Here is a 20,383-nt window from a genome sequence, read left to right on the forward strand (position 1 = left end):
GAGGCACCTTGCGCACGGACGCCGACACGACCGCCACCCTGCCGCACGACCCGCGCGCCGCGTACCTGGCCGTGCAGCGCGGCGCCGCCTTCACCCGCCTGCGGTCCAGGTCGCGCCGGTACGTGACCGCGATGACCGCCCTGGTGCTCGGCCTGTTCACCGGCGCCGTCGTGGTCGCGGGCTGGTTCCCGGGCGTCCTCGCCGCGCGGGTCGCCGGCAACGTCACCGCGGGCATCGTGCTCGCCGCGGGGCTGATCGTCCTGCCGGCCGTCACGTGCGCCGTCCACCTGCGCTACGCCGGCCGGCGGCTCGACCCGCTCGTCGAGCGGATCCGCGACGGGCTCGACGGGGGACGGCGGTGACGGCCGGCGTGGCGCACCTGCCCGCACGCCGCTCATGATCTTCAGCCTGGTCATCTTCTTCCTGGTGTCGAGGCTCGGCCGGGCCCGCGACACCCGGTCGGACTTCTACACCGCCGACCGCACGTTCACCGCGCCGCAGAACGGCGCCGCGCTGTTCGGCACGTTCATGATGATGACGTCGTTCCTCGCCGCCGCCGACGAGGTGGCCCGCAACGGCTACGACGGTGTCCTCGTCACGGCCGGCCTCGCCGTGTCGTGGGTCGCCGCGCTGCTGCTGGCCGAGCCGATGCGCAACACCGGCCGGTACACCCTCGGCGACACGTTGAGCATCCGGATGCGGCAACGCCCGGTCCGCCTCGCCGCTGCCACCGTCACGCTGCTGGTGTGCTGCTGCACCACAACCGTCCAGCTGGTGGGTGCGGGCCGGCTGCTCACCCAGCTGCTGCACCTGCCCGGCACCGCCGGCGAGGCGCTGGTCATCGCGACCATCGGCGGGCTCGCCGCGATGACCGTCTACTACGGCGGCATGCGCGGCACGACCTGGACCCAGATCATCAATGCGGTGCTGCTGTTCGCCGCGGTGCTCGTGCTGGCCGGCGCGCTGCTCGTACGGTACCGCTTCGACGTCTCGGCGCTGCTCGGCGACGCGGCGACGCAGGCCGGCCCGGGTGATGGGGATCCGCTGGCGCCCGGCGCGAAGTTCGGCGCGGGCACGCACCGGACGCAGTTCGTGTCCGAGCTGCTGACCTCGGTCCTCGGCTACGCCGCGCTGCCGTACCTGTTCATCCATCACCTCACGGTGCCCAGCGCGGCCACCGCACGGCGCTCGGTCGCCTGGGCCGTCTGGCTCATCACACCGTTCTACCTGCTCGTCGTGGTCCTCGGTGTCGGCGCGGCGGCGCTCGGCGGCGTGGATCCCCGCCAGTCCGCCGTGCCGCAGCTGGCGTCGAGACTCGGCGGGTTCCCGCTGGCCGCCGCCGTCGCCTCGGTCGTGTTCACCACGATCATCGCGGTCACCGCCGGACTGGCGATCAGCGCCGCGGCGAGCTTCACCCGCGACGGCTACGCCACCGTGGTGCGGCGCGGGCCGCTCGACGAGGCGCGGGAGATCACGGTGGCCCGGCGGGCGATCGTCGTGCTGTGCGTGCTGCAGACGCTCTGCGCGATCCTGCTGATGCACCAGGACATCGGGTTCCTGCTGTCGCTGGACGTCACCGTGGTCGCCTCGACGATCCTGCCGACCCTGCTGCTGTCGTGGCTGTGGCGGGGCTTCAACACCGCGGGCGCGCTGTGGAGCATGTACGGCGGCGCCGCCGCGTCCCTGGCGTTGCTCGCCGTGTCGCCGGCTGTCTCCGGCTCCCCGGGGTCGCTGCTGCCGGGCGTCGACTTCGCGTACTTCCCGTGGACGTCCGTCGGCCTCGTCTCGATCCCGCTGGGCTTTGTGTTCGGCTACCTCGGTGCCGGCCTGAGCCGGGAGCGTACGGAGACGGGCTATGCGGTGATGGAGGTGCGGGCCCTGACGGGCGCAGGCGCCGCCGAGGCGGTCCCGGCCGCCGCGACGACGGAACGAGGATCACGGTTCCGCCGGCGCCGAACCGCGGCGCGCGGCGACGGCCTGCGCCATCACGCAGACGGCGACGGTGACGGTGACACCGAGCAGCAGCCCGCCGGCGACGTCGTGCGGGTAGTGGACGCCGGTGAGGAGCCGGGCGGCGGCGACGACGAGCGCCAGGACCGGCGCCGCCCACCGGTACCGCGGCGACAGCAGCAGCACCGCCGAGGCGAGGGCGGCGGCGGTGGTCGCGTGGTTGCTCGGGAATGACCACCGTCCCGGCGGCGGGCACGTCACGGCGGCGACGACGGCGCGGCAGGGCCGTTCCTCCGCGACGAGCCGCTTGAGCAGCTCACCGGCGAGATAGGCGGCGACCACGCCGGCGAGGACGCCGGGCCGCAGTCCCCGGACAGGGCCGGCTGCCCCGCGCCGTATGGCGAAGGCGAGCAGGACGAGCAGGCCGAGCAGCCCGGCCGTGCCGGCACCGTCCAGGGCCGGTGCAACCCAGCCCGGCGCGGCTGCCACCACGGCGGCGATGTGCCGGTACTGCCCGGTCGACACCTGGCCGATCGGACCCACGGGTCCGGGCGAGACCAGCAGCAGGCCCGCGCCGGCGACGGCGACGGTGACGAGCGCGGTGCCGGGTGACGGTCGCATCACTGGGCGCCGGACAGGTTGAGGGTCACGACACCACCGATGATGAGCAGCAGGCCGGCGATCTTGGCGGCGGTGAGGGGCTCGTCGAACGCGTACAGGCCGATGACGGTGATGGCCGCGGTGCCGACCCCGGACCAGATCGCGTACGCCACGCTGATCTGCAGCTGTTTGACGGCCAGGGCGAGCAGCCCGAAGGACAGCAGGTAGCCGACGCCGACGACGACCGTCGGCACGAGCCTGGTGAAGCCGGCGCTCTGCTTGAGCGCCGACGTGGCGGTGACCTCGGCGGCGATGGCACCGATGAGCAGGATCCAGGCCATGGACGGCGTCCTTTCCGAAAAGATGCGGGTGAGCGACGTTACGGGGTGGCGGGTCCGAGGCTGCGCCGGCGGGTGAGCATCTCGCTCAACAGGAACGGCACGCCGACGACGATCTGCGACACCACCTGCTGGGTGTGGAAGATCAGGGCGAACGCGACCGCGGCGGCGGTCTGGCCACCCAGCGCGTCGAAGGCGGCCAGGACGCCGACCTCGAACGTGCCGGCGTGCGCGGGTGCCGACGGGAACAGGTTCGAGGTGTCCACGACGAACAGGATCACCGCCGCGGCGATCAGCGGCACGTCGATGTCCAGGGCGTACAGCACGGCCACGACAGCGGCGAGGTCGGCGAGCTCACCGACCACGGCGAGGGCGATCGCGGCGCCGACCCGCCGCATGTCGCGCAGGAACGTCAGCCCGGCGGTGAAGCGCCCCCACCGGGTCGCCGGCGCGTCCGCCCGGATCCGCCGGCCCGCGACGACGAGCGCCACGGTCAGCGCCGCCATCGCCGCGGCGAACACCCAGATGGTGCCGGTGAGCCAGCCGGGCAGGCCGGGCAGCAGCCACGGGGCGGCGAGCGCGAGCAGGGCCAGGCCCAGACCCTCGTACAGCTTCTTCACCCCGACCAGCGCGGCCGTGGTGCCCGGCGGCACGCCGTCGCGGCGCAGCAGCCACACCCGCAGCATCTCACCCGCCCGCGCGGGCATCAGGGCCGAGGCGGCCTGGGCGGTGAACTCGTAGCGGACCTGCCGGCCGAACGGGATCCGGTACCGGGGGCCGAGCATGACGGACCAGCCGAGGGCACGCACGTAGTGGCTGCCGATCCCGACACCCACGGCGACGACCAGCGGTGCGGGGCTGGTGCGGGCGAACGCGGCCCGCAGGTGATGCAGGTCCAGGCCGCGGACGAACCACACCAGCGCCACCGCCGTGCCGATGATCGACACCCAGCGCAGGATCGTCCCGGCCCGCTGCCGTACCTGCGGCCGGCGCAGCCAGGCGATCACCCGGCGGCGCGCGGCTGCGGCGCGGCGGTCGGCAGGCGGCGGGCCGCCTCGGTGCCCGGCAGCAGTCGCCGCTCGCGGGCGTACGCGTCGAGCAGGCCCGCGCGGGAGATCCCGGCGGCGGCCCGGATCTCGCCGAGCGGGCGGTCGAGCAGCTCGTGCCACGGCAGCGACTGCAGCGGCGGCAGCCGGTGCAGCTTCGCGAACGCGACACCGAGGTCGAACACGAGCAGGTCCGCCGGTCCGAGCCGGTACGGGCCGCGGTACAGGCGCCGGGCCGCGGTGGCGTACAGGCGGTGCTGCCAACCGGACAGCCGGCCGGTGGCGCCCATGGTGACGCCGATGACGAACGCCTCGTCCTGGGGCAGCATGCCGCGGCCGAGCGTGATGTGGACGCAGTCGTGACCGAACAGGTCGATCGCGCCGGGCAGCGCGACCGGGCTCGCCGGGTTCTCCAGCAGTCGCACGTACCAGGGGATCGCCGCCTGCGGGTCGCCGGGCATCGTCGCGTACACCGTGCGCAGCGTCGGCCGGTCGTCCAGGCCTGGCGTCCAGGCCCCGATGCGTGCCGGTGGCGGTGCGGTGCCGTTCGGTGCGGTGCTCATCTGGGTGCCTCCCCGTCGGTGGACCGGTCAGTGGACCCGGCCGCGGTCGCCGTCGACGGTCACGACCTGGCCGTCGACGATGTGCCGGGTCGCATCGGTGGTGCCCATGACGGCCGGGATGCCGTACTCACGGGCCACGATCGAGCCGTGCGACAGCACCCCGCCGACGTCGGTGACGACCGCGCCGGCGATCGCCAGCAGCGACGACCAGGCCGGCGTGATGTGCGGGGCGACGAGCACGTCGCCCGGCCGGAGCCGGCCGAAGTCGTCGGTGGAGCGCACGACCCGGGCGGTGCCGGTGACCCGGCCGGGGCTGACGGCGGCGCCGCGCAGCCCGCCGGGCTCGCCGTCGTCGGTGTCGGCGCCGAACACGGCCAGCGCGGTGATGTCGAACGGCCCGAGGTGGATGCGGGCGTCCGGCGGGACCTGCCGCGGCGGGTTGAGCCGGCGCTGCCGCTCACGTTCGCCGCGGCGGCGCCGCACGTCGTCGCGCCGGTCGGTGGGATCGCCGTGCACCGCCGCGCGCAGCTCGTCACCGCTCAGGTGGAACACGTCGGCGGGCGCGCCGAGGACACCGGTCGTGGCCAGCCGCCGGCCGAGCTCCAGGTACCCGCGCCGCAGCACCGGCCAGCCGAGGGTGAAGGCGAACAGGGTCTCGTCGCGCACCTGGGCGTAGCGGCGGCTCCAGCGCAGCAGCCCGCGAAGGACGCGCCGGCGCAGCGGCGAACGGCGCAGCGCGTGGAACACCGCGGCCTCGGCGCGTTCCCGCCGCCCGGCGAGGTCACGCAGCCGCTCGTGCGGGTCCGTGGCGTGGCCCTGCCGGTAGGCGTCGAGGGCCGCGGTGAAGGCCACCGGGTCCTCGGCCGGTGTCGGTTCGGCGAAGTCGAGGTTGTGGACCTGATGGCCGTACCGGGCGAGGAACGCCGCGAACGCCGCCGTGTCCGGGCCGCCCCCGTCGCGGGCGAGGTGGTACAGCTCCTGCTCCGCCCGCGAGGTGGTGGTGGGGTAGCCCAGCAGCAGCGGCGTGTGACTGTCGCCGGAGCCGCTCAGCCGGCGGAACGCGGCCGCGAGCAGCCACTCGCCGACGTTCCAGTACCAGGCCAGCCCGCCGATGATGGCCCAGTACTCGGCGCTGAGCCGCTCCACGTCACCGAGCAGGCGCAGGACGGCCTCGCCGTCCATGGCGGCCAGGTCGGCGGCGGCCGCCTCGGCGATCCGCTCGACGTGCCGGGGCAGGATCGTGCCGCGCCAGCGCCGCTCGAGCCGGGCGAGGTGGAACCGGAACCACCCGGCGACGAGCCTCGCCGTCCACAGTGGATGGCGGTTCAGCGGGAAGTCCAGCCGCAGGTAGGCGAAGCCGTTGATCACGCCGGCCATCGGTCTGGGCAGCAGCGGGTTGCGCAGCGCGGCACGTTCGCCGCCGGCCCAGTTCCAGGTCCACCGTTGCACCATGCTCGGGTAGAGCGTGGTGGCGAAGAGGGTCGACAGTGGCTCGGGCAGCCAGGCGTCGCAGATGCTGATGCGCGCCCACCAGGCACCCTCGACCGGGCTGTGCCAGGCCACGTCGGGCACCGCGACGCTGCGGGTGACGGGCCGCGCCTGCAACACCGCCGGCCGTCCGGCCGCGTACGCCCACTCCACGTCCTGCGGGGCGCCGAAATGACGCTCGATCTCCAGCGCCAGCCGGGCCAGCTCCGCGACCTGCACCGCGGTCAGCGACGGGTGTGCCTGCCGTTCGTCGGCGACGTCGACAGGGCCGCCCGGCCCGACCGCGACCGTCTTGCGCGACAGCTCGGCGCGCACGATCCGGCCGCCGGCCCGCGCGACGTGGAACCGGTCGGGGTTGACCAGGCCACCGACGACCGCCTCGCCGTAGCCCCAGCTGGACTCGATGACCAGCTCCCCGGACCCGGCGGCCCCGGGATCGGCGGTGAACAGCACGCCGGCGGCGTCGGCCTCGACCATCACCTGCACGACCACGGCCATCGCGGCGTCGGTGTGCGCGATGCCCTGCCGCTGCCGGTACCTGACGGCCTGCGGCTGCCACAGCGAAGCCCAGCAGCGCCGCACGGCGTCGAGGAGCCGTTCGGCGGTGACGGCCAGTTCCGTGTGGTACTGCCCGGCAAAGCTGGCCCCGGCGGAGTCCTCCGACGTCCCGGACGAGCGCACGGCCACCGGGCCGCCGTCCGGGCTGATGCGGCGGTACGCGGCGACGAGCTCCGCCTGGATCGTCGCGGGCAGGTCGATCCGCTCCACGGCGCGCCGCAGCCGGTCGGCGTCGCCCTCCACGTCACCGTCGAGCAGCCCGGCCAGGGCCGGCGTGACGACCTCGCGGTAGACGGCGACAGGCAGGCAGAAACCGGCGGGGATCGGCAGCCCGGCGTGGATGAGCTCGCCGAGGTTCGCCGCCTTCGCCCCGGCGACGCCGGCGTCGCCGGCCCGCAGGTCGGCGAGCGCGACCACACGGTCAGGCATGCGCCGGCTCGTGCGTCGTGGCGGGTGCCGCCCGGTCGACCCACTCCTGGTAGTACCGGCGGAACCGGCGCACCCCGTGATCGCCCTCGACGTAGATGCCGTGGTGGTCCCCGGGCCGGATCGTGTCGAAGATCGGCAGGTCCTGGTTGGAGGCGACCGTCACCTCGATCCGGTTGACCAGGTAGTGCCACAGGTCGCGCCAGTAGCGGCCGGACCGCTCCACGGCCACGGCGATGTGCTGCACCGTCCTGTTCGCGGCGACCGGGGTGGCCGCCAGCAGCAGCCGGTACTGGGGGACACCGTCGGCGTAGTACGTGATCCGCTGGCCGGCGGGCCAGCCGTCGACCCGCAGCACGAACTGGGCCGCGTTGGTGCCCATGAGCCGGGTCAGCGCGCCGAGCCGGCCGCTGTACCGGGGCCAGCCGAGCTCGGCGCCGAACCACGCCTCGGCCGGGATGGCCGGACCGTGCTCGGCGGGGAAGTCGGCGGGCGTCAGCAGCCGCAGCCGCAGCGGACCGGCGACCTGCAGCCCGTGCAGCTCGACCAGATGGTCGGGGTCGTAGGTGTTCTCCATGATGCGCCGCACGGTGGCGCCGGTCGTGTCGGCGAAGCGGAACCGGCGGTGGCCGCGGCCGGCGGGGTCGAGGGCGGGCAGGTGCGGCAGCGGGAACATCGGCTCGGCGCTGCCGTACCAGACCCAGATGTAGCCGTACCGTTCGACCGCCGGGTACACGAGCCGGTGCGCCCGCACGGGGATGCGGTCCGCGCCGGGGACCGCCACGCACGTGCCACCGGCGTCGAAGCGCCAGTGGTGGAACGGGCACTGCAGCGCGCCGCCCACGACGCGGCCCTGGGCCAGGCTGGCGCCCATGTGCGGGCAGGCACGCGGCATGACCGTGACCCGGCCCGACCCGTCACGCCACACCACCATCGGGCGGCCGAACAGCGTGACCGGCTTCGGCGACCGCCCCAGCTCGCGCGAGGGCATGGCGACGTACCAGCTCGCGGCGAGGTTGAGCGCGGCATCGGCGGCAGGATGTGCCCGGCGGCGCATGTCACGCTGCCCCGGCCGGTGCGGTGGCGGCCTCGGTGGCCTCGGCTCTGTCCACCCAGCCTGCCCAGAACCGGCGGAAGCGCAGCACGCTGCGGTCGTAGCGGACCGGCACCGGCGTGTCCACGTCGGCGGCGTGGCGGTACACCGCCAGGTCCTCCCGGGTGCCCTGCCAGTGCTGCGCGCGGTACATCAGCAGCAGCGTGAGGTCCCGCGGCAGGAACCCGGAGCGCGGCACGAGCGTCCAGCCCTGCATGACGGTGCGGCCGGCCGCGACGGGTGTCACGCCGAGCAGCTCCTTGGCGACCATCCTGCCGTCGAGGTAGAACGTGAGACGCTGCCCACCGGGCCAGCCGTCCACCAGCAGGCTGAAGGTGTCGGTCCGCAGGCCCAGCGCCCGGATCGGCGCCGGCACGTGCAGTCCGCGGGACCGCAGGCGCGCGCCGATCCACGCCTCGGCCGGGATCGGCGGGCCGTTGTCGGCAGCCTCGGACGGGTCGTCGAGCAGGTCCAGCTCGACCGGCTCCCGGGAGCGGACCTGGTGCAACGTCATGAAGTGGTAGAAGTCGAACGCGTTTTCCAGCACGCGGCGCGGCGAGGCGGGGGTGCTGTGCCGGAACCGGTAGGTGAGGTACCGCTCCGGCGTGTCCAGCGCCGGCACCTCCGGCAGCTCGTAGGCCGGCCGGGGCCCGCCGTACCAGGCCCACAGGTAGCCGTGACGTTCCCGGAGCGGGTACGTGCGCAGCCGCGCGGTGCGGGTCAGGCCGGTGGCGCCGGGGATGTCGACGCACGTGCCGGTGGCGTCGTAGCGCCAGTGGTGGAAAGGGCAGCGCAGGCAGCCGTCCACGACCTTGCCGAGGGCGAGGCTGGCGCCGAGGTGCGCGCAGTGGCGCGGCATGAGCACAGCTCGTCCGGTGCCGTCGCGCCAGGCGACGAGCTGCCGGCCGAACAGGTCCAGCGGAACGGGCCGCCGGCGCACGGTGTCGGCGCGGGCCGCGATGTACCAGCCGGCGGCGAGGTCGAGGTCGCCGGCCACGGTGGTGCCGTGCCGTGCGCCGGTCATGACTGCACCTCCGCCGTGCCGCGGGCCGGTTGGGCGGCGCGCTCCACCCAGTGCTGGTACTGCCGCCGGAACTTGAGCACCCCACGGTCGTAGGGCACGTGGAAGCCACCGCCGGTGGCCTCGGTCGTGTCGTAGATCGGGATGTCCTGCCAGGTGCCGCCGCGGCTCTGCCCGTACAGCAGCAGCAGGTTGAGCAGCGTGCGCCAGGGCCGGCCGGTGCGGCGGACCAGCGCCCAGCCGACCTGGGTCGTGCGCCGCTCGTCGGTGGGGACGAGCGCCAGCAGGACCTTGTAGACCTCCCGGCCGTCGATGTACCCGGTGAACCGCTGCCCGCCGGGCCAGCCGTCGACGAGCAGCTGGAATCGGCGGCCGGAGCCGTAGGTGGCGGCGGTGTGCAGCAACCACCGGGCCGGGCTGCGCCACCAGCGGTACGACGGCACGGTGCCGTCCAGCCACGCGCCGAAGAAGGCGTCGGCGTCGATCGGGGTGCCGTTGTCGCCGGCCTCGGCGGGGTCGTCCAGGACGCGGAACTCCAGGGGATCCAGCTGCAGGCCGTGCAGCGTCAGGAAGTGGAAGTAGTCCACGGCGTTCTCGATGAGCTGCCGGGCGGTGCCGGCGGTCACGTCGGTGTACCGGAAACCGGCGTAGCGGTGCCGGTGCTCGCCGAGTGCGGGGAAGTCCGGCAGGTCGAACAGGGGCTGCCCGCCGCCGAACCAGACCCAGACGTAGCCGTAGCGCTCCTGCACCGGATACGTCGCGAGCCGCGCGGTGGACGGGATGCGGTCGGTGCCGGGGATGTGGGCGCACTCGCCGGACGGCTCGAACCGCCAGCCGTGGAACGGGCAGCGCAGGCACCCGTCGACGACGGCGCCGATGGCAAGGCTGGCGCCCTGGTGCGGGCAGTAGCGGGCGGCGACGACCGCGCGGCCGGCCATGCCCCGCCATGCGACGAGGTCGGCGCCGAACAGCCGGACCGGCACCGGCCGCCGCCGCAGCCGTGCCGACGGCATCGCGACGTACCAGCTGGCCGCCAGGCCGGACATGCCGTTGGGCGCGGCAGCGCCCTCGTCGGACCGGTGCATCGCCGCTCAGCTCGATCGTGCGCAGACGTAGTCGGCCATCGACAGCAGCGCGGCCGCGCCGCCGGCGAGCGGCAGCAGCTCCGTCTTGGCCCGCTCCACCAGGTCCCGGGCCCGCCGCACCGACTCCTCGACGCCCAGCAGCCGGGGGAAGGTCGCCTTGCGCGCGGCCTGGTCCTTGTTCGGCGTCTTGCCCAGCTGCTCGCGGCTCGCGGTGACGTCCAGGACGTCGTCCACGATCTGGAACGCCAGGCCGAGATCCTGCGCGAACCGTGACATCCTCGCGATGAGGTCCTCGTCCGCGCCGGACAGCACCGCACCGGTGACGACGGCCGCCTCCAGCAGCGCCCCGGTCTTGTGCGTGTGGATGAACTCCAGGGTGGCGAGGTCGACGTCGTCGCGGCCCTCGGACTCCATGTCCACGGCCTGCCCGCCGACCGCGCCGTGCACGCCGACCATGTGGATCAGCGTCCGCATGACCCGCAGCAGCCGGTCGGACGGCACGTCGCGGGTGTTGTCGATGATGAACTCCAGCGAGTACGCGAGCAGCGCGTCCCCGGCCAGCAGGGCCATGCCCTCACCGAACACCTTGTGGTTGGACAGGCGGCCACGGCGGTAGTCGTCGTCGTCCATCGCGGGCAGGTCGTCGTGGATGAGCGTCGCCGTGTGCAGCATCTCCAGCGCGCAGGCCGTCGGCAGCGCGGTGGCGGCGCTGCCACCGGTCGCCTCGCAGGCGGCGATGCACAGCACGGGCCGCAGCCGCTTGCCGCCGGACATCAGCGAGTAGCGCATGGCGTCGTAGAGCCGCTCCGGGTACGCCGACGCGACGGCCCGCTCGAGCTCCCGGTTGACGAGTCCCTGCCGCATCCGTAGGTAGTCGAACAGGTCGAATTGTGCGGCGAATTGCACGCTGCTTTCCCCCGAATAGCCCACGGCAACGGAAGCTAGCACCGTTACGAGAGGACCGTCAATCGTCTGGACGGGAATTTGCGCAGCAGTGAACGCCAGGTAATCAAGATCGACATAAGTCGATCAATGAATGCGGGTTGACAATGGTTGGAAGACCTCTGAGTCTGAATGCTGCCGCAATTCGGATGCCTGCACCACGGGGAGTGGAATGGTGTTGAGCAATGACGGCGACACGCGATGAGTAATGGGACCGGGCGGTGAGCGCGCCGTGGCGCAGGCGGCTGCGCGCGAGCGGTCTGGACGCACCGCGCAAGGCGTGGCGCATCTACCGCGACTACGTCCAGCGCTGGTACTTCCCGCTGCATGGCCTGACGGTGTCGCAGCGCGTGCGGTGTGCGCCGCTGCTGCTGCTCGTCGAGGTGCTGGTGTACCAGGTGGACGCGGTCAGCGAGGGGGCCAAGGACGTCGACCTGGACGTGGTGCGGAACGACGACTACGCCAAGCTGCACCGCTACAAGGCAGCGTTCGAGGCGTTGCTGCGGCGGGCGCACGCCTACAACGACGCCGTCGCCCGCCAGCTGCAGATGGGTGAGCAGTACGTCCGCCTCGAGAACAAGGTCACCGCCACCCGCACCGCGGCGCGTGAGGACGTGCTGCGCCTCGCCGAGCTGCGCCCCTCTGACGTGCGGCTGCTGCACGCGATGATCTTCGCGCTGCTGCGCCAGCCCGCCGACGAGGAGCTGCTCGACCTCGCCTGGCCGGTCGAGGTGCTCGCCGACATCGGCAATGACCTGCGGCATTACCACGACGACGTGGCCAGCGGCCGCTACAACACCTACGCGGCCTTCGTGGCGCTGTACGGCGCCGACGCCCCGGCCCGCATGCGCGCCGAGATCCAGCGGTACGAGGAGGCCTTCCGCAGCCGCCTGCACCGCGTCCCGATGCCCCGCCGCGCCGCGGTCGAGCAGCTCTGCCTGCGCCGATACGCACGCGACGTCGCGAGCCTGCCCGAGATCGTCCGGAGCTGAAGGAGCACGGTGGCGGTTGGTACCCAGTCGGTCGTCTTGACCGGCGTCATCTGCGTGCTGTTCTGGATGGTCGCCTACGTTGCGATCATCTACCGCGGGTTCAAGGACCGGACCTACGGCATGCCGGTGGCCGCGCTGGCGGCGAACCTGTCCTGGGAGTTCGCCTACGGGTTCCTGCTCGATCCGTTCGGTGACCACATCCACACGCTGAGCATCCCGTGCTTCGTGATCGACCTGGTCATCGCCTGGCAGTGCCTGCGCTACGGCCGCAAGGAGCAGGACCTGCCGCTCGTGCGCCGGCACTTCCCGGCCGTGGTCACCGCCGCGGTCGCCATCGCCTTCCCCATCGTCTACCTGGGGTTCTCCGAGTTCGACGACCCCGACGGCGAGTACACCGGCTTCGGCATCAACTTCATGATGTCGCTGCTGTTCATCGGGATGCTGCTGCGCCGCGACAGCCCCGTGGGCCAGTCGATGTACATCGCGATCGGCAAGTGGCTGGGCACGCTGTTCGCCTGGATCGCCACTGCCCTGACCGTGACCACCGGCCCGGACCAGCAGTGGCCGCGCAGCCTCGGGTCCTTCCTGCACGGCAGCCTGACCAGCACCGACTATCCGCTCACCCCGCTGATCAACGTGCTGTACGGCGTCACGTTCGTGGTCGACGTGGTCTACATCGTGCTGCTGCACCGCATGCTGCGCCGGGACGGCATCGCGCCCTTCGGGAGGCTCTGACCGCACCGGCGGGGAGCCTCCCTGACGCCGCGGCGCTACCCCTGCCGCGGCGGGCGGAAACCGGCGACGAACCGGCGCTGCCAGGGCGTCTCCACCGCGTGCCGGGAGTAGTGCGCGCGGACGTAGCGGACGGCCTCGTCCGCGGGGACGCCGTCGAGCACCGCCAGCAGCGCCATCGCCGTGCCGGTGCGCCCCTTGCCGCCGCTGCAGGCGATCTCGACGCGCTCGTCGCCGGCCCGCTTCAGCGCCTCGGACAGTGCGTCCACCGCGTCGGTGCGATCGGACGGCAGCCAGAAATCGGGCCACCGGATCCAGCGGCTCTGCCACGGCACTTCCGGTGGCCGGCGGCCCAGCAGATATAGGCCGAACGACGGCTGCTGCCCGGCTGGAAATGGATTGCGCAACCCTCGACCGCGGATGCGTCGACCCGAGGGCAGTTGTAGCACGCCGTCGGTTTCGGAGTCCCATGTCTCGGTCATGAGAAAACCCTAACGCAACGTCAAACGTCAATCACGCACCTCCCCGGGAAGCGCGCGTCAAGAATTGCGCATGACGCATTCACCGCGCACTTCCCGGGAGTGATCCCGGCGCGGCGCGGTGACTGCCCGGCGGCACGACGAGCCGGAGCCTCCCCGGGTCGGAGCATAGCATCGAATGTGATTGCTTCAAATGGCTTTGCTGGATCCTTGCGCGATGCGCCTGGCTTCGCCGGCCGCCGGCCGCCGGGTGCCGTCCGGTTGGGAGGGCGGACCGCTGAGCCGGGCGGACTCGCATCCGTGGCGGTGCCGAAGGGTCGTCGTCGACGCGTGCCGCGGCGCCGCACCGGTGCCCGCCGGCCCGCCGGTGCGTGTCTGCCTGCCCGGCTCTTGTTCGCGGGCCCGGTCCTGGTCCGCGCTGTTGTCCGGGCCCGTTGTCGTCCGCGGGCCCGGTCGCGGCGGCCGCTTTCTGCCTCCGCCTGCCGCTGCATCACCGTGCCGCACCCCGGTCGGGGCGGGATGTCGCCGCGCAGCCACCGGCGGCGCGACCAGCCACCGCGTCCGGCCCGCCACTTCCGGGGCGCTGTGGCCGGCAACGTTGTGCCCTGTCGCGGCCGTCGTGCCGGCGTCGGCCGACGGTCAGGCGGGGCGCAGGGCGCCCGTCAGGCGGTCGCGGATCGCGGCCGCCGCGCGTGCCACGTCCTCGGTGGATCCGGACTGCGGCGCGGCCAGGAAGGTGGTGCCGCGCAACGGGTTCGTGGCCGCGCGTGGGTACAGCCAGGCGTGGAAGTGCTGGACCCGGTCGCGGGTGGAGACGAGGTGCACCCGCTCCGCGTCCACCGTCGCGTGCACGGCGGCGTCGAGCAGGGCGATCAGCGGCCCGAACGACGCCTGCTCGGCGGGGGTCATCTCGGCGAAGTCGGTGAAGTGCCGGACCGACCGGATCAGCAGCCCGCCCGGGGCCGTGCTCTCCGCCGGCCCGTGGGCGACCGCCCAGTGCGCGTCCCGGTACACCCAGCCGTCACGATCGTCGCCGGCCACCAGGGCGCAGTAGGGGCAGTCATCCGTCATCTCCATGTGTCCTCCTCGCGTCGACCGGGCCCGGCATCCCGCCCGGCCGTCATCCGGTCGCCGGCAGACTCGTCAGGCGGTGCAGCAGGAACCCGATCCGCTCGGCGAGTTCGGTCGCCGTGCGGCGGAACGCGGCCACCCCGTCGGACTGCTCGGCCGGATCGGGAATGGACCAGTGCACCGCGTCGGGGTTGCCGGAGAACTCCGGGCACACCTCGCGGACCCGGTCGCACAGGGTGATCACATGGTCGAACCGCTCGTCGTGCAGCTCGTCGACGTGTTTGCTCCGCGCGTCGGTGAGGTCGACGCCGAACTCGCCCATCACCTTGACCGCGTGCTGGTGCACGGGCTTGGGGCGGATGCCCGCGCTGCGCACGAGCACGCGGTCGCCGCCGCGGCTGCGCAGCAGGCCCTCCGCCATCTGGGAACGGGCGCTGTTTCCGGTGCAGAGGAACAGCACGGACGCGCCGGCCGGCGCGGTGTCGGCGGGCGCGGCGGCCGGTGGCAGCGCCGGATGCAGTGACCTGCCTGCCTCGGCCAGCAGGTCGGCGCAGCGCCGCAGGTCGATGGCGTAGTAGGTGTCCCGGCCGTCGGCCGAGCTGCGCCGGAACCGCACCAGCCCGCCCTTGCGCAGCACGCCGAGGTGGTAGGAGACGAGATTCTGCTGCTTGTCGACCAGCTCGGTCAGCTCGGTCACCTGGCGGTCGCTGTGGGCCAGCTCGACGAGCAGCTGCCAGCGCAGCGGATGCCCTGCGAGGCGAAGGAATTCCGGGGGCTCCAGACCGCTGCTGGTCGGCTTCTGTCGCGGCACATCCGGATCATACATCAAATTGATATGATGCATCAGCCGGTGTACTCACCCGCTCGCGACACCGCCGGCGTGCGCTGCGCCGGGGTGCTCTTGCCCCATGCCTCGATGAGCTCCGTCGCCTGGTCGAGGTTGAGTCTCGGGTCGCACAGGGACGAGTAGTGCCGGGGCAGGTCCTCCTCGCCCGGCACCGGCCCGCCGATGCACTCGGTGACGCCGCCCGCGGCGACCTCGATGTGCAGACCGGCGGCGCGCTGGCCGTGCCCCTCGACGATGTCCCGGAACGCCAGGGCCTCCGCGACGATGTCGGTGAGGTATCGCGTCTTCAGGCCTGTCCGGCGGGACATGACGGTGTTGCCGTGCATCGGGTCGCTGAGCCAGATCACCGGGTGGCCGGCGGTGGCGACGGCCCGCACGATCGGCGGCAGGACCCGGCCGATCCGGTCCCGGCCCATCCGCGGGATCAGCGTCAGCCGTCCGGGCGTGCGGCCCGGGTCGAGCGCGTCGCACAGGCGGAGCACGTCCTCGGGGGTGGCCGTGGGGCCGATCTTGCATCCGACGGGGTTCGCGACGGCACCGAGCAGCGCGACGTGGGCGCCGTGGACGTGGCGCGTGCGCTCGCCGACCCAGGGCAGGTGGGTGGAGGCGAGGTACACCGCGCCGGAGTCCGGGTCGCGCCGCAGCAGCCGGGCCTCGTAGTCGATGATCAGTGCCTCGTGGCTCGACCACGGGCCGGTGGCGTCGGGTGTGTCGCCGGTCGGCCCGCGGTGTGCCCGCATGACGCGCTGCACGGCGTCGCTGGCCCGGTATGCCCGCCACATCCGCTGCGGGTCGGCCACGCGGGCGGCCGGCGTCGCGGTCTCGGAGTTCAGCATGTGCCCGCGGAACGCCGGGATGCTCAGGGCGCCCCGCTGTTCGACCGCCTGAGACCGCGGTTTGGCGAACTGGCCGGCCATGCGCCCGACCCGGACGACCGGCGAGCCGGTCAGATCGTGGAGGCGGTCCGCGAGCCGGTCCAGGACGTCGAGCTTCGCGGCGGTGTGGGTATCGGTGCACTCGTGGAAGCTCTCGGCGCAGTCGCCGCCCTGCAGCACGAGGGTGTCGGACGTGGTCACGGTCGACAGGGTCTGCGACAGGTGCCGCAGTTCCGCGGGTGTCACCAGGGCGTCGGCGGCAAGGAGCTTGCGGCAGGTCTCCTCGAACGCGGGGTGATCGTGCCAGTCCGGCTGCTGCTGGGCAGGCAGCCGGTCCCACGGTCGGAGGTCGGTCGGGTCGCCAGTGGCACCGGCGTTGTGCATGTCTACTCCCGTCGAGAAAACGAGGCCGTGCGGTCCAGTCCACGTCCTGAGGAGCGGTGCCGGTGCCTTGCTCCTCACCCGGTTGCGGTGTCTCGGCACAGCTTCGCCCACCGCCGTGTGGCGACACATCACGTCTTCGCGCTGTCGGGTCTGCGGGCCGGACGGCCTCCGTCGCCGGCTTCCGAGGTTGAACGGGTGCCCGGCTGGGGCGGCCCCGCGGTGCGCGGAGCTGGTGCCGAGGGCCGGTGCCGGGAGGGTCTGGCTCCGGCGGCGCCCGGAATGTAAGATTGATGAACTTTCAGCTGATACTTCCCATCGGTTCCTTCACGCAGCAACTGCATCAAAACGATTTGATGTAACGCGTTCACGCCATCTTCGCTTAAAACCAGCGATGTTCGTCTATAACCTAGGTAGGTTCGCAGGAGGGATCATGAGTCTCGACGCATGGGGGTAGTCATGTATCCAATTGCTGGACGTGAATACGTCTTGTCAGTGCTCACGGGGTACTTGGATGCCACGCTCGGCGGCTCCGGCGCCTGTGTTCTGCTCGAAGGAGCGGTCGGGACGGGCAAGAGTCGCATGCTCAGAGCCGTCGCCCTCGAAGGGGCGGAGCGCGGCCTGGCGGTGGCGCACATGCGCGCGGGTGCAATTGATGGAGCGCCGATACTCCGCGAGATGGCGGCTTTTCTGCACCACGTGACCTCGGGTCAGGGTCAATTCGAGGACACCGATTGGGCCGGCCTGTTCGGATCCCACGTCAACCCTTTCGTGGCGGCGGACCACCTCGGTGAAATGATCGAGAAGGCGGCACGACGGCGTCCGTTGCTGATCCTCATCGACGACGCCCAGGAGGCGGACGAGGTCAGCGGGGTGGCGCTGCAGGCACTGGTGCGCTCGCACGCCGCCGCCCCGGTGCTGTGGGTCCTCGCCCGTACGCCCGTGCCTGCGCAGTCGCTCGCCCAGCACGCACTCGGCTGGCTGTGCGGCAGGGTCGCCGTCCAGTTGCACCTCGGCCTGCTCGACGACGAGGCGGCGGCCGCGTTGTGCGGCAACGTGCTCGGCGCCAAGCCTGACGCGTCCGTGCTCGCCTGGGCGGCGCGCTGCGGCGGGCACCCGTTGCTGCTCGAGCGACTGATGAACGCGTTCATTGACGCGGGGAGGGTCGTCATCGTCGACGGCACCGCCTCAGTGCTGGCCGAGCGGCTCCCCGATGGTGTTCTCAGGTCAGTGCAGCAGATCCTGGACGTGGTCCCGGCCGATGTGCGCGACCTGCTGCTGCCCGGCCGGCGAGGTGCGGCACCGGCACGGGTCCCGGACACCGCCACGCCGGTCCCGCCTCCGGCCGACGCCACACGGCTGCCCGCCCGCACGGCGCCGAGGGCGGAACTGTGGCTGCCCGGCCGGTTCGACGAGTGGGCGTCCAAGGAGACGCCGCCGTTCGTCACCCCGCGTCTCGACCCGCCCCGCGCCGGGCAGCCGGCGCGCCCGCTGCCGTCGCACCGGCGGTGCGGGTGCGATGAGGTCGGGGCGCGGGTGCTGGCCGCCCTCGGGCAGCCGTTCGAGGCGCCGGCGAGACTCGCCCGGGCGCTGAGCCTGCTCGCCGGTGCCGGTCGCGGCGCCGAGGCCGCCCGGCTCGCCGACGCCGTCGTGCGCACCGGGATGGAGCCGGTCGCCGAGGCGCAGCTGACGATGACGTTCGTGCCGGGCCTGCAGAGCGCCGCGCGGCACGACATCGCGATCGAGCAGCTGCGGCGCACGCTGGGGCGCCGCGATCTCTTCGAGGCCGACCGGACCAACCTGGAAGGACTGCTGACGGGCGCCGTGCGGCGTTCGGCGATCGGCCGTGCCGCGGACACCTCGAGCCCCGGGCCAGGGGACGCCGCCGCCGGCGCGGCGCAGGCCGGCCCGGCGCCGTCGGAGGCCGGCTGCGAGGTGTGCGGATCGCCGTCGTGGGCGTGGATCGTCCACGCGTTGATCGCCGCGGACCGGTTCGAGGACGCCGAGACCGTCGCCGCCGCGGTCAGGACCGCCGGAAGCGCCGGCGACGTGTACCCCGAGGTGCAGTGGCACGGTCACCGCGCCGAGATCCTGATGGCCCTCGGACGCCTGGGCGAGGCGCGCGTCGCGGCCGAGACCGGGCTGCGCCTCAGCGACCGGTCCGCCCCGGCCACGTCGATGCTGACGCACGCGGTGCTCGCCCGGATCAGCCTGCACTATGGCGACACGGCAACCGCGAGCGAGCATCTGCGGGCGGCCGAGCGGCTGGTGACCGATGACGCCGGCGCTGACCGGACCCGCCTGGACTGGGCTCTCGCGCAGTTCCACGCGGCATGCGGCCGCCCCCGGATGGCCGTGCAGACGCTGATCAAGGTGGACGCGAAGGTGGACGCGGACGTCCTGCTGTTCACGGAAGCGCCGGCGGCCGCGGCGACCCTGGTCCGCCTGGCGGGCAAGGCGGGTCTCACCATCGAGGCGGAGCGGGCCGCGGAGTACGCCCGTCAGGTGGCCGGGCGCAACCCCGGCGTGGCGTCGCTGGCCGGTGCCGCCGAGCACGCCGACGGGCTGGTGCGCCGCGACCTCGACGCGCTGCGCCGGGCGGTGGAATGCTACCGGCGCAGCGGACGGCCCTTGGCGGCCGGCACCGCGCTGGAGGACAGGGCTCAGGAGGAGCAGCACCACCAGCGTCAGTCCGCGGCGGTTGAGTCGCTCAGCTCCGCGCTCGACCTGTACTCCCAGTGCGACGCCCGGCGTGACGTCGCCCGGGTCCAGAAGAAGCTGCGCCGTCTCGGTGCGCCCGACGTGGGCGACCCGGGTCTGGACCGGCCCACGTCCGGCTGGGAGAGCCTGACGACCGCGGAGCTGCGGGTGGTCCGGGCGATCGTCGACGGCAAGACCAACAAGGAGGCGGCCAGCACCCTGTTCCTGTCGCCGCACACGGTCGACAGCCATCTGCGGCGGGTGTTCGGCAAGCTCGGCATCAACACGCGGGTCGAGCTCACGAAGCACTTCCTCACCCGTGGAGCGGCGTGAAACCACCCGCAGGAGCAGATCCACCTAACCAGTTTGATGTAGTCTGGCGTTGTGGCAGTGACGACGACCCCCTCGGCCGTGGCGGCCGCACCGCCCGGCGTCCTGCGCCTGACGAGCCACCCCGTGCGGTGGCAGCTGCTCAGCGAGCTGGCGCGCAGCGACCGGCAGGTGCGTGAGCTGGTGGAGCTCACCGGTCAGCGGCAGAGCCTGACCTCCTACCACCTCGGCCAGCTGCGTGAGGGCGGGCTGGTGACGACGCGGCGCAGCTCGGCGGACGGGCGCGACACCTATTACAGCCTGGACCTGGCGGCGTGCCGCGAGCAGCTCGCCGTGGCGGGTGTCGGGCTGCACCCGGGGCTGCGCCTCGTCCCGCCCGGGCTGACGCCGTCGCCCGGCCCGCTGCGGCGCGGGACCGGCTCACCGGTGCGGGTGCTGTTCCTGTGCACCGGAAACAGCGCCCGGTCCCAGATGGCCGAGGCGCTGCTGGAGCGGCTGGGCGGGGCCCGCGTCGAGGCGGCCAGCGCCGGCAGCCACCCCAAGCCGCTGCACCCCGACGCCGTGCGGGCCATGCGTGAGCGCGGCATCGACATCGGCGGTCGCCACTCCAAGCACCTGGACATCTTCGCGGGCCAGCGCTTCGACTACGTGATCAGCCTGTGCGACCGCGTGCGGGAGGTGTGCCCGCAGTTTCCCGGATCGCCCGCCGTCGTGCACTGGAGCATGGCCGATCCGGCGGCCGCCGCGGCGCCGGGCGAGGCCGGCTACCCGCAGTTCGTGCGCACCGCCGACGAGCTGAGGACCCGCATCGAATTCCTGTTGCACGCGATCGACGAGGTCGCGGCAGGCCCAGAGAGGAAGTAGCA

At 73.1% G+C, this 20,383-nt stretch carries 18 protein-coding genes and 1 pseudogene; 6 read left to right on the plus strand and 13 right to left on the minus strand.

Going from position 1 to position 20,383, the window contains the following annotated elements:
- Positions 1-8: 8 nt before the first annotated feature.
- Both AB0H83_RS36940 and AB0H83_RS36945 read left to right on the plus strand, forming a co-directional pair.
- The gene (locus AB0H83_RS36940; RefSeq protein ID WP_360103379.1) at positions 9-362 is read left to right on the plus strand and encodes a DUF485 domain-containing protein; all 354 of its coding nucleotides are present in this window, start codon (positions 9-11) and stop codon (positions 360-362) included.
- A gap of 34 nt (positions 363-396) precedes the next feature.
- Positions 397-1,659: pseudogene (locus AB0H83_RS36945) on the plus strand (cation acetate symporter); the annotation flags it as partial.
- A gap of 276 nt (positions 1,660-1,935) precedes the next feature.
- Here the strand turns inward: AB0H83_RS36945 and AB0H83_RS36950 are convergent.
- From AB0H83_RS36950 to AB0H83_RS36990, 9 genes are read right to left on the minus strand one after another with little or no spacing between them, the layout of a single operon-like run.
- The gene (locus tag AB0H83_RS36950) at positions 1,936-2,571 is read right to left on the minus strand and encodes a phosphatase PAP2 family protein (RefSeq protein ID WP_360103381.1); all 636 of its coding nucleotides are present in this window, start codon (positions 2,569-2,571) and stop codon (positions 1,936-1,938) included.
- A complete protein-coding gene (locus AB0H83_RS36955) occupies positions 2,571-2,891 on the minus strand; it encodes a multidrug efflux SMR transporter (protein WP_360103383.1) in 321 nt (106 codons plus the stop codon). Before AB0H83_RS36955 ends, AB0H83_RS36950 begins: the two co-directional genes overlap by 1 nt.
- Positions 2,892-2,929: 38 nt before the next feature.
- Complete coding sequence (locus AB0H83_RS36960) at positions 2,930-3,895, minus strand: lysylphosphatidylglycerol synthase transmembrane domain-containing protein (RefSeq protein ID WP_360103385.1); 966 nt, start codon at positions 3,893-3,895, stop codon at positions 2,930-2,932.
- Positions 3,892-4,497, minus strand: coding sequence for a hypothetical protein (locus AB0H83_RS36965; protein ID WP_360103387.1), 606 nt, complete (start codon positions 4,495-4,497; stop codon positions 3,892-3,894). Before AB0H83_RS36965 ends, AB0H83_RS36960 begins: the two co-directional genes overlap by 4 nt.
- Before the next feature lie 27 nt (positions 4,498-4,524).
- On the minus strand, positions 4,525-6,972 hold the full coding sequence (locus AB0H83_RS36970; RefSeq protein WP_360103389.1) for a PEP/pyruvate-binding domain-containing protein: 2,448 nt from the start codon (positions 6,970-6,972) through the stop codon (positions 4,525-4,527).
- A complete protein-coding gene (locus AB0H83_RS36975; protein ID WP_360103391.1) occupies positions 6,965-8,026 on the minus strand; it encodes a Rieske 2Fe-2S domain-containing protein in 1,062 nt (353 codons plus the stop codon). The genes AB0H83_RS36970 and AB0H83_RS36975 overlap by 8 nt, the downstream gene beginning before the upstream one ends.
- Before the next feature lies 1 nt (position 8,027).
- Positions 8,028-9,086, minus strand: coding sequence for a Rieske 2Fe-2S domain-containing protein (locus AB0H83_RS36980; protein ID WP_360103393.1), 1,059 nt, complete (start codon positions 9,084-9,086; stop codon positions 8,028-8,030).
- Positions 9,083-10,168, minus strand: a complete 1,086-nt coding sequence (locus AB0H83_RS36985) for a Rieske 2Fe-2S domain-containing protein (RefSeq protein WP_360103395.1) — start codon at positions 10,166-10,168, stop codon at positions 9,083-9,085. The genes AB0H83_RS36980 and AB0H83_RS36985 overlap by 4 nt, the downstream gene beginning before the upstream one ends.
- 6 nt (positions 10,169-10,174) lie before the next feature.
- On the minus strand, positions 10,175-11,074 hold the full coding sequence (locus AB0H83_RS36990) for a polyprenyl synthetase family protein (protein ID WP_360103397.1): 900 nt from the start codon (positions 11,072-11,074) through the stop codon (positions 10,175-10,177).
- Positions 11,075-11,331: 257 nt separating this feature from the next.
- On the opposite strand from AB0H83_RS36990, the gene AB0H83_RS36995 reads away from it, so the two are divergent.
- Together AB0H83_RS36995 and AB0H83_RS37000 are read left to right on the plus strand one after the other, a co-directional pair.
- Positions 11,332-12,102 carry a hypothetical protein gene (locus AB0H83_RS36995; protein WP_360103399.1) on the plus strand — a complete coding sequence of 257 codons (771 nt, stop codon included), beginning with the start codon at positions 11,332-11,334 and terminating at the stop codon, positions 12,100-12,102.
- A gap of 9 nt (positions 12,103-12,111) precedes the next feature.
- Entirely contained in the window at positions 12,112-12,837 is a 726-nt protein-coding gene (locus AB0H83_RS37000) for a hypothetical protein (RefSeq protein WP_360103401.1), read from the plus strand.
- A 35-nt stretch (positions 12,838-12,872) separates the two neighbouring features.
- On the opposite strand, the gene AB0H83_RS37005 is transcribed toward AB0H83_RS37000, so the two are convergent.
- The 4 genes from AB0H83_RS37005 to AB0H83_RS37020 form a co-directional block, all read right to left on the minus strand.
- Positions 12,873-13,316 (minus strand): protein-tyrosine phosphatase family protein, encoded by a 444-nt coding sequence (locus AB0H83_RS37005; protein WP_360103403.1) that lies wholly within the window; start codon positions 13,314-13,316, stop codon positions 12,873-12,875.
- A gap of 636 nt (positions 13,317-13,952) precedes the next feature.
- A complete protein-coding gene (locus AB0H83_RS37010) occupies positions 13,953-14,390 on the minus strand; it encodes a hypothetical protein (RefSeq protein ID WP_360103405.1) in 438 nt (145 codons plus the stop codon).
- Between the two features lie 43 nt (positions 14,391-14,433).
- Positions 14,434-15,195, minus strand: coding sequence for an ArsR family transcriptional regulator (locus AB0H83_RS37015; protein ID WP_360103407.1), 762 nt, complete (start codon positions 15,193-15,195; stop codon positions 14,434-14,436).
- Between the two features lie 32 nt (positions 15,196-15,227).
- A complete protein-coding gene (locus AB0H83_RS37020) occupies positions 15,228-16,490 on the minus strand; it encodes a 3-deoxy-7-phosphoheptulonate synthase (RefSeq protein WP_360103409.1) in 1,263 nt (420 codons plus the stop codon).
- 456 nt (positions 16,491-16,946) lie between these two features.
- Between AB0H83_RS37020 and AB0H83_RS37025 the strand changes: the two genes are divergently transcribed.
- Complete coding sequence (locus tag AB0H83_RS37025; protein ID WP_360103411.1) at positions 16,947-19,520, plus strand: AAA family ATPase; 2,574 nt, start codon at positions 16,947-16,949, stop codon at positions 19,518-19,520.
- Between the two features lie 51 nt (positions 19,521-19,571).
- Positions 19,572-20,381, plus strand: coding sequence for a MarR family transcriptional regulator (locus AB0H83_RS37030; RefSeq protein ID WP_360103413.1), 810 nt, complete (start codon positions 19,572-19,574; stop codon positions 20,379-20,381).
- Positions 20,382-20,383: the final 2 nt, after the last annotated feature.

The sequence above is a fragment of the Dactylosporangium sp. NPDC050688 genome (assembly GCF_040654515.1).
Classification (GTDB): domain Bacteria; phylum Actinomycetota; class Actinomycetes; order Mycobacteriales; family Micromonosporaceae; genus Dactylosporangium.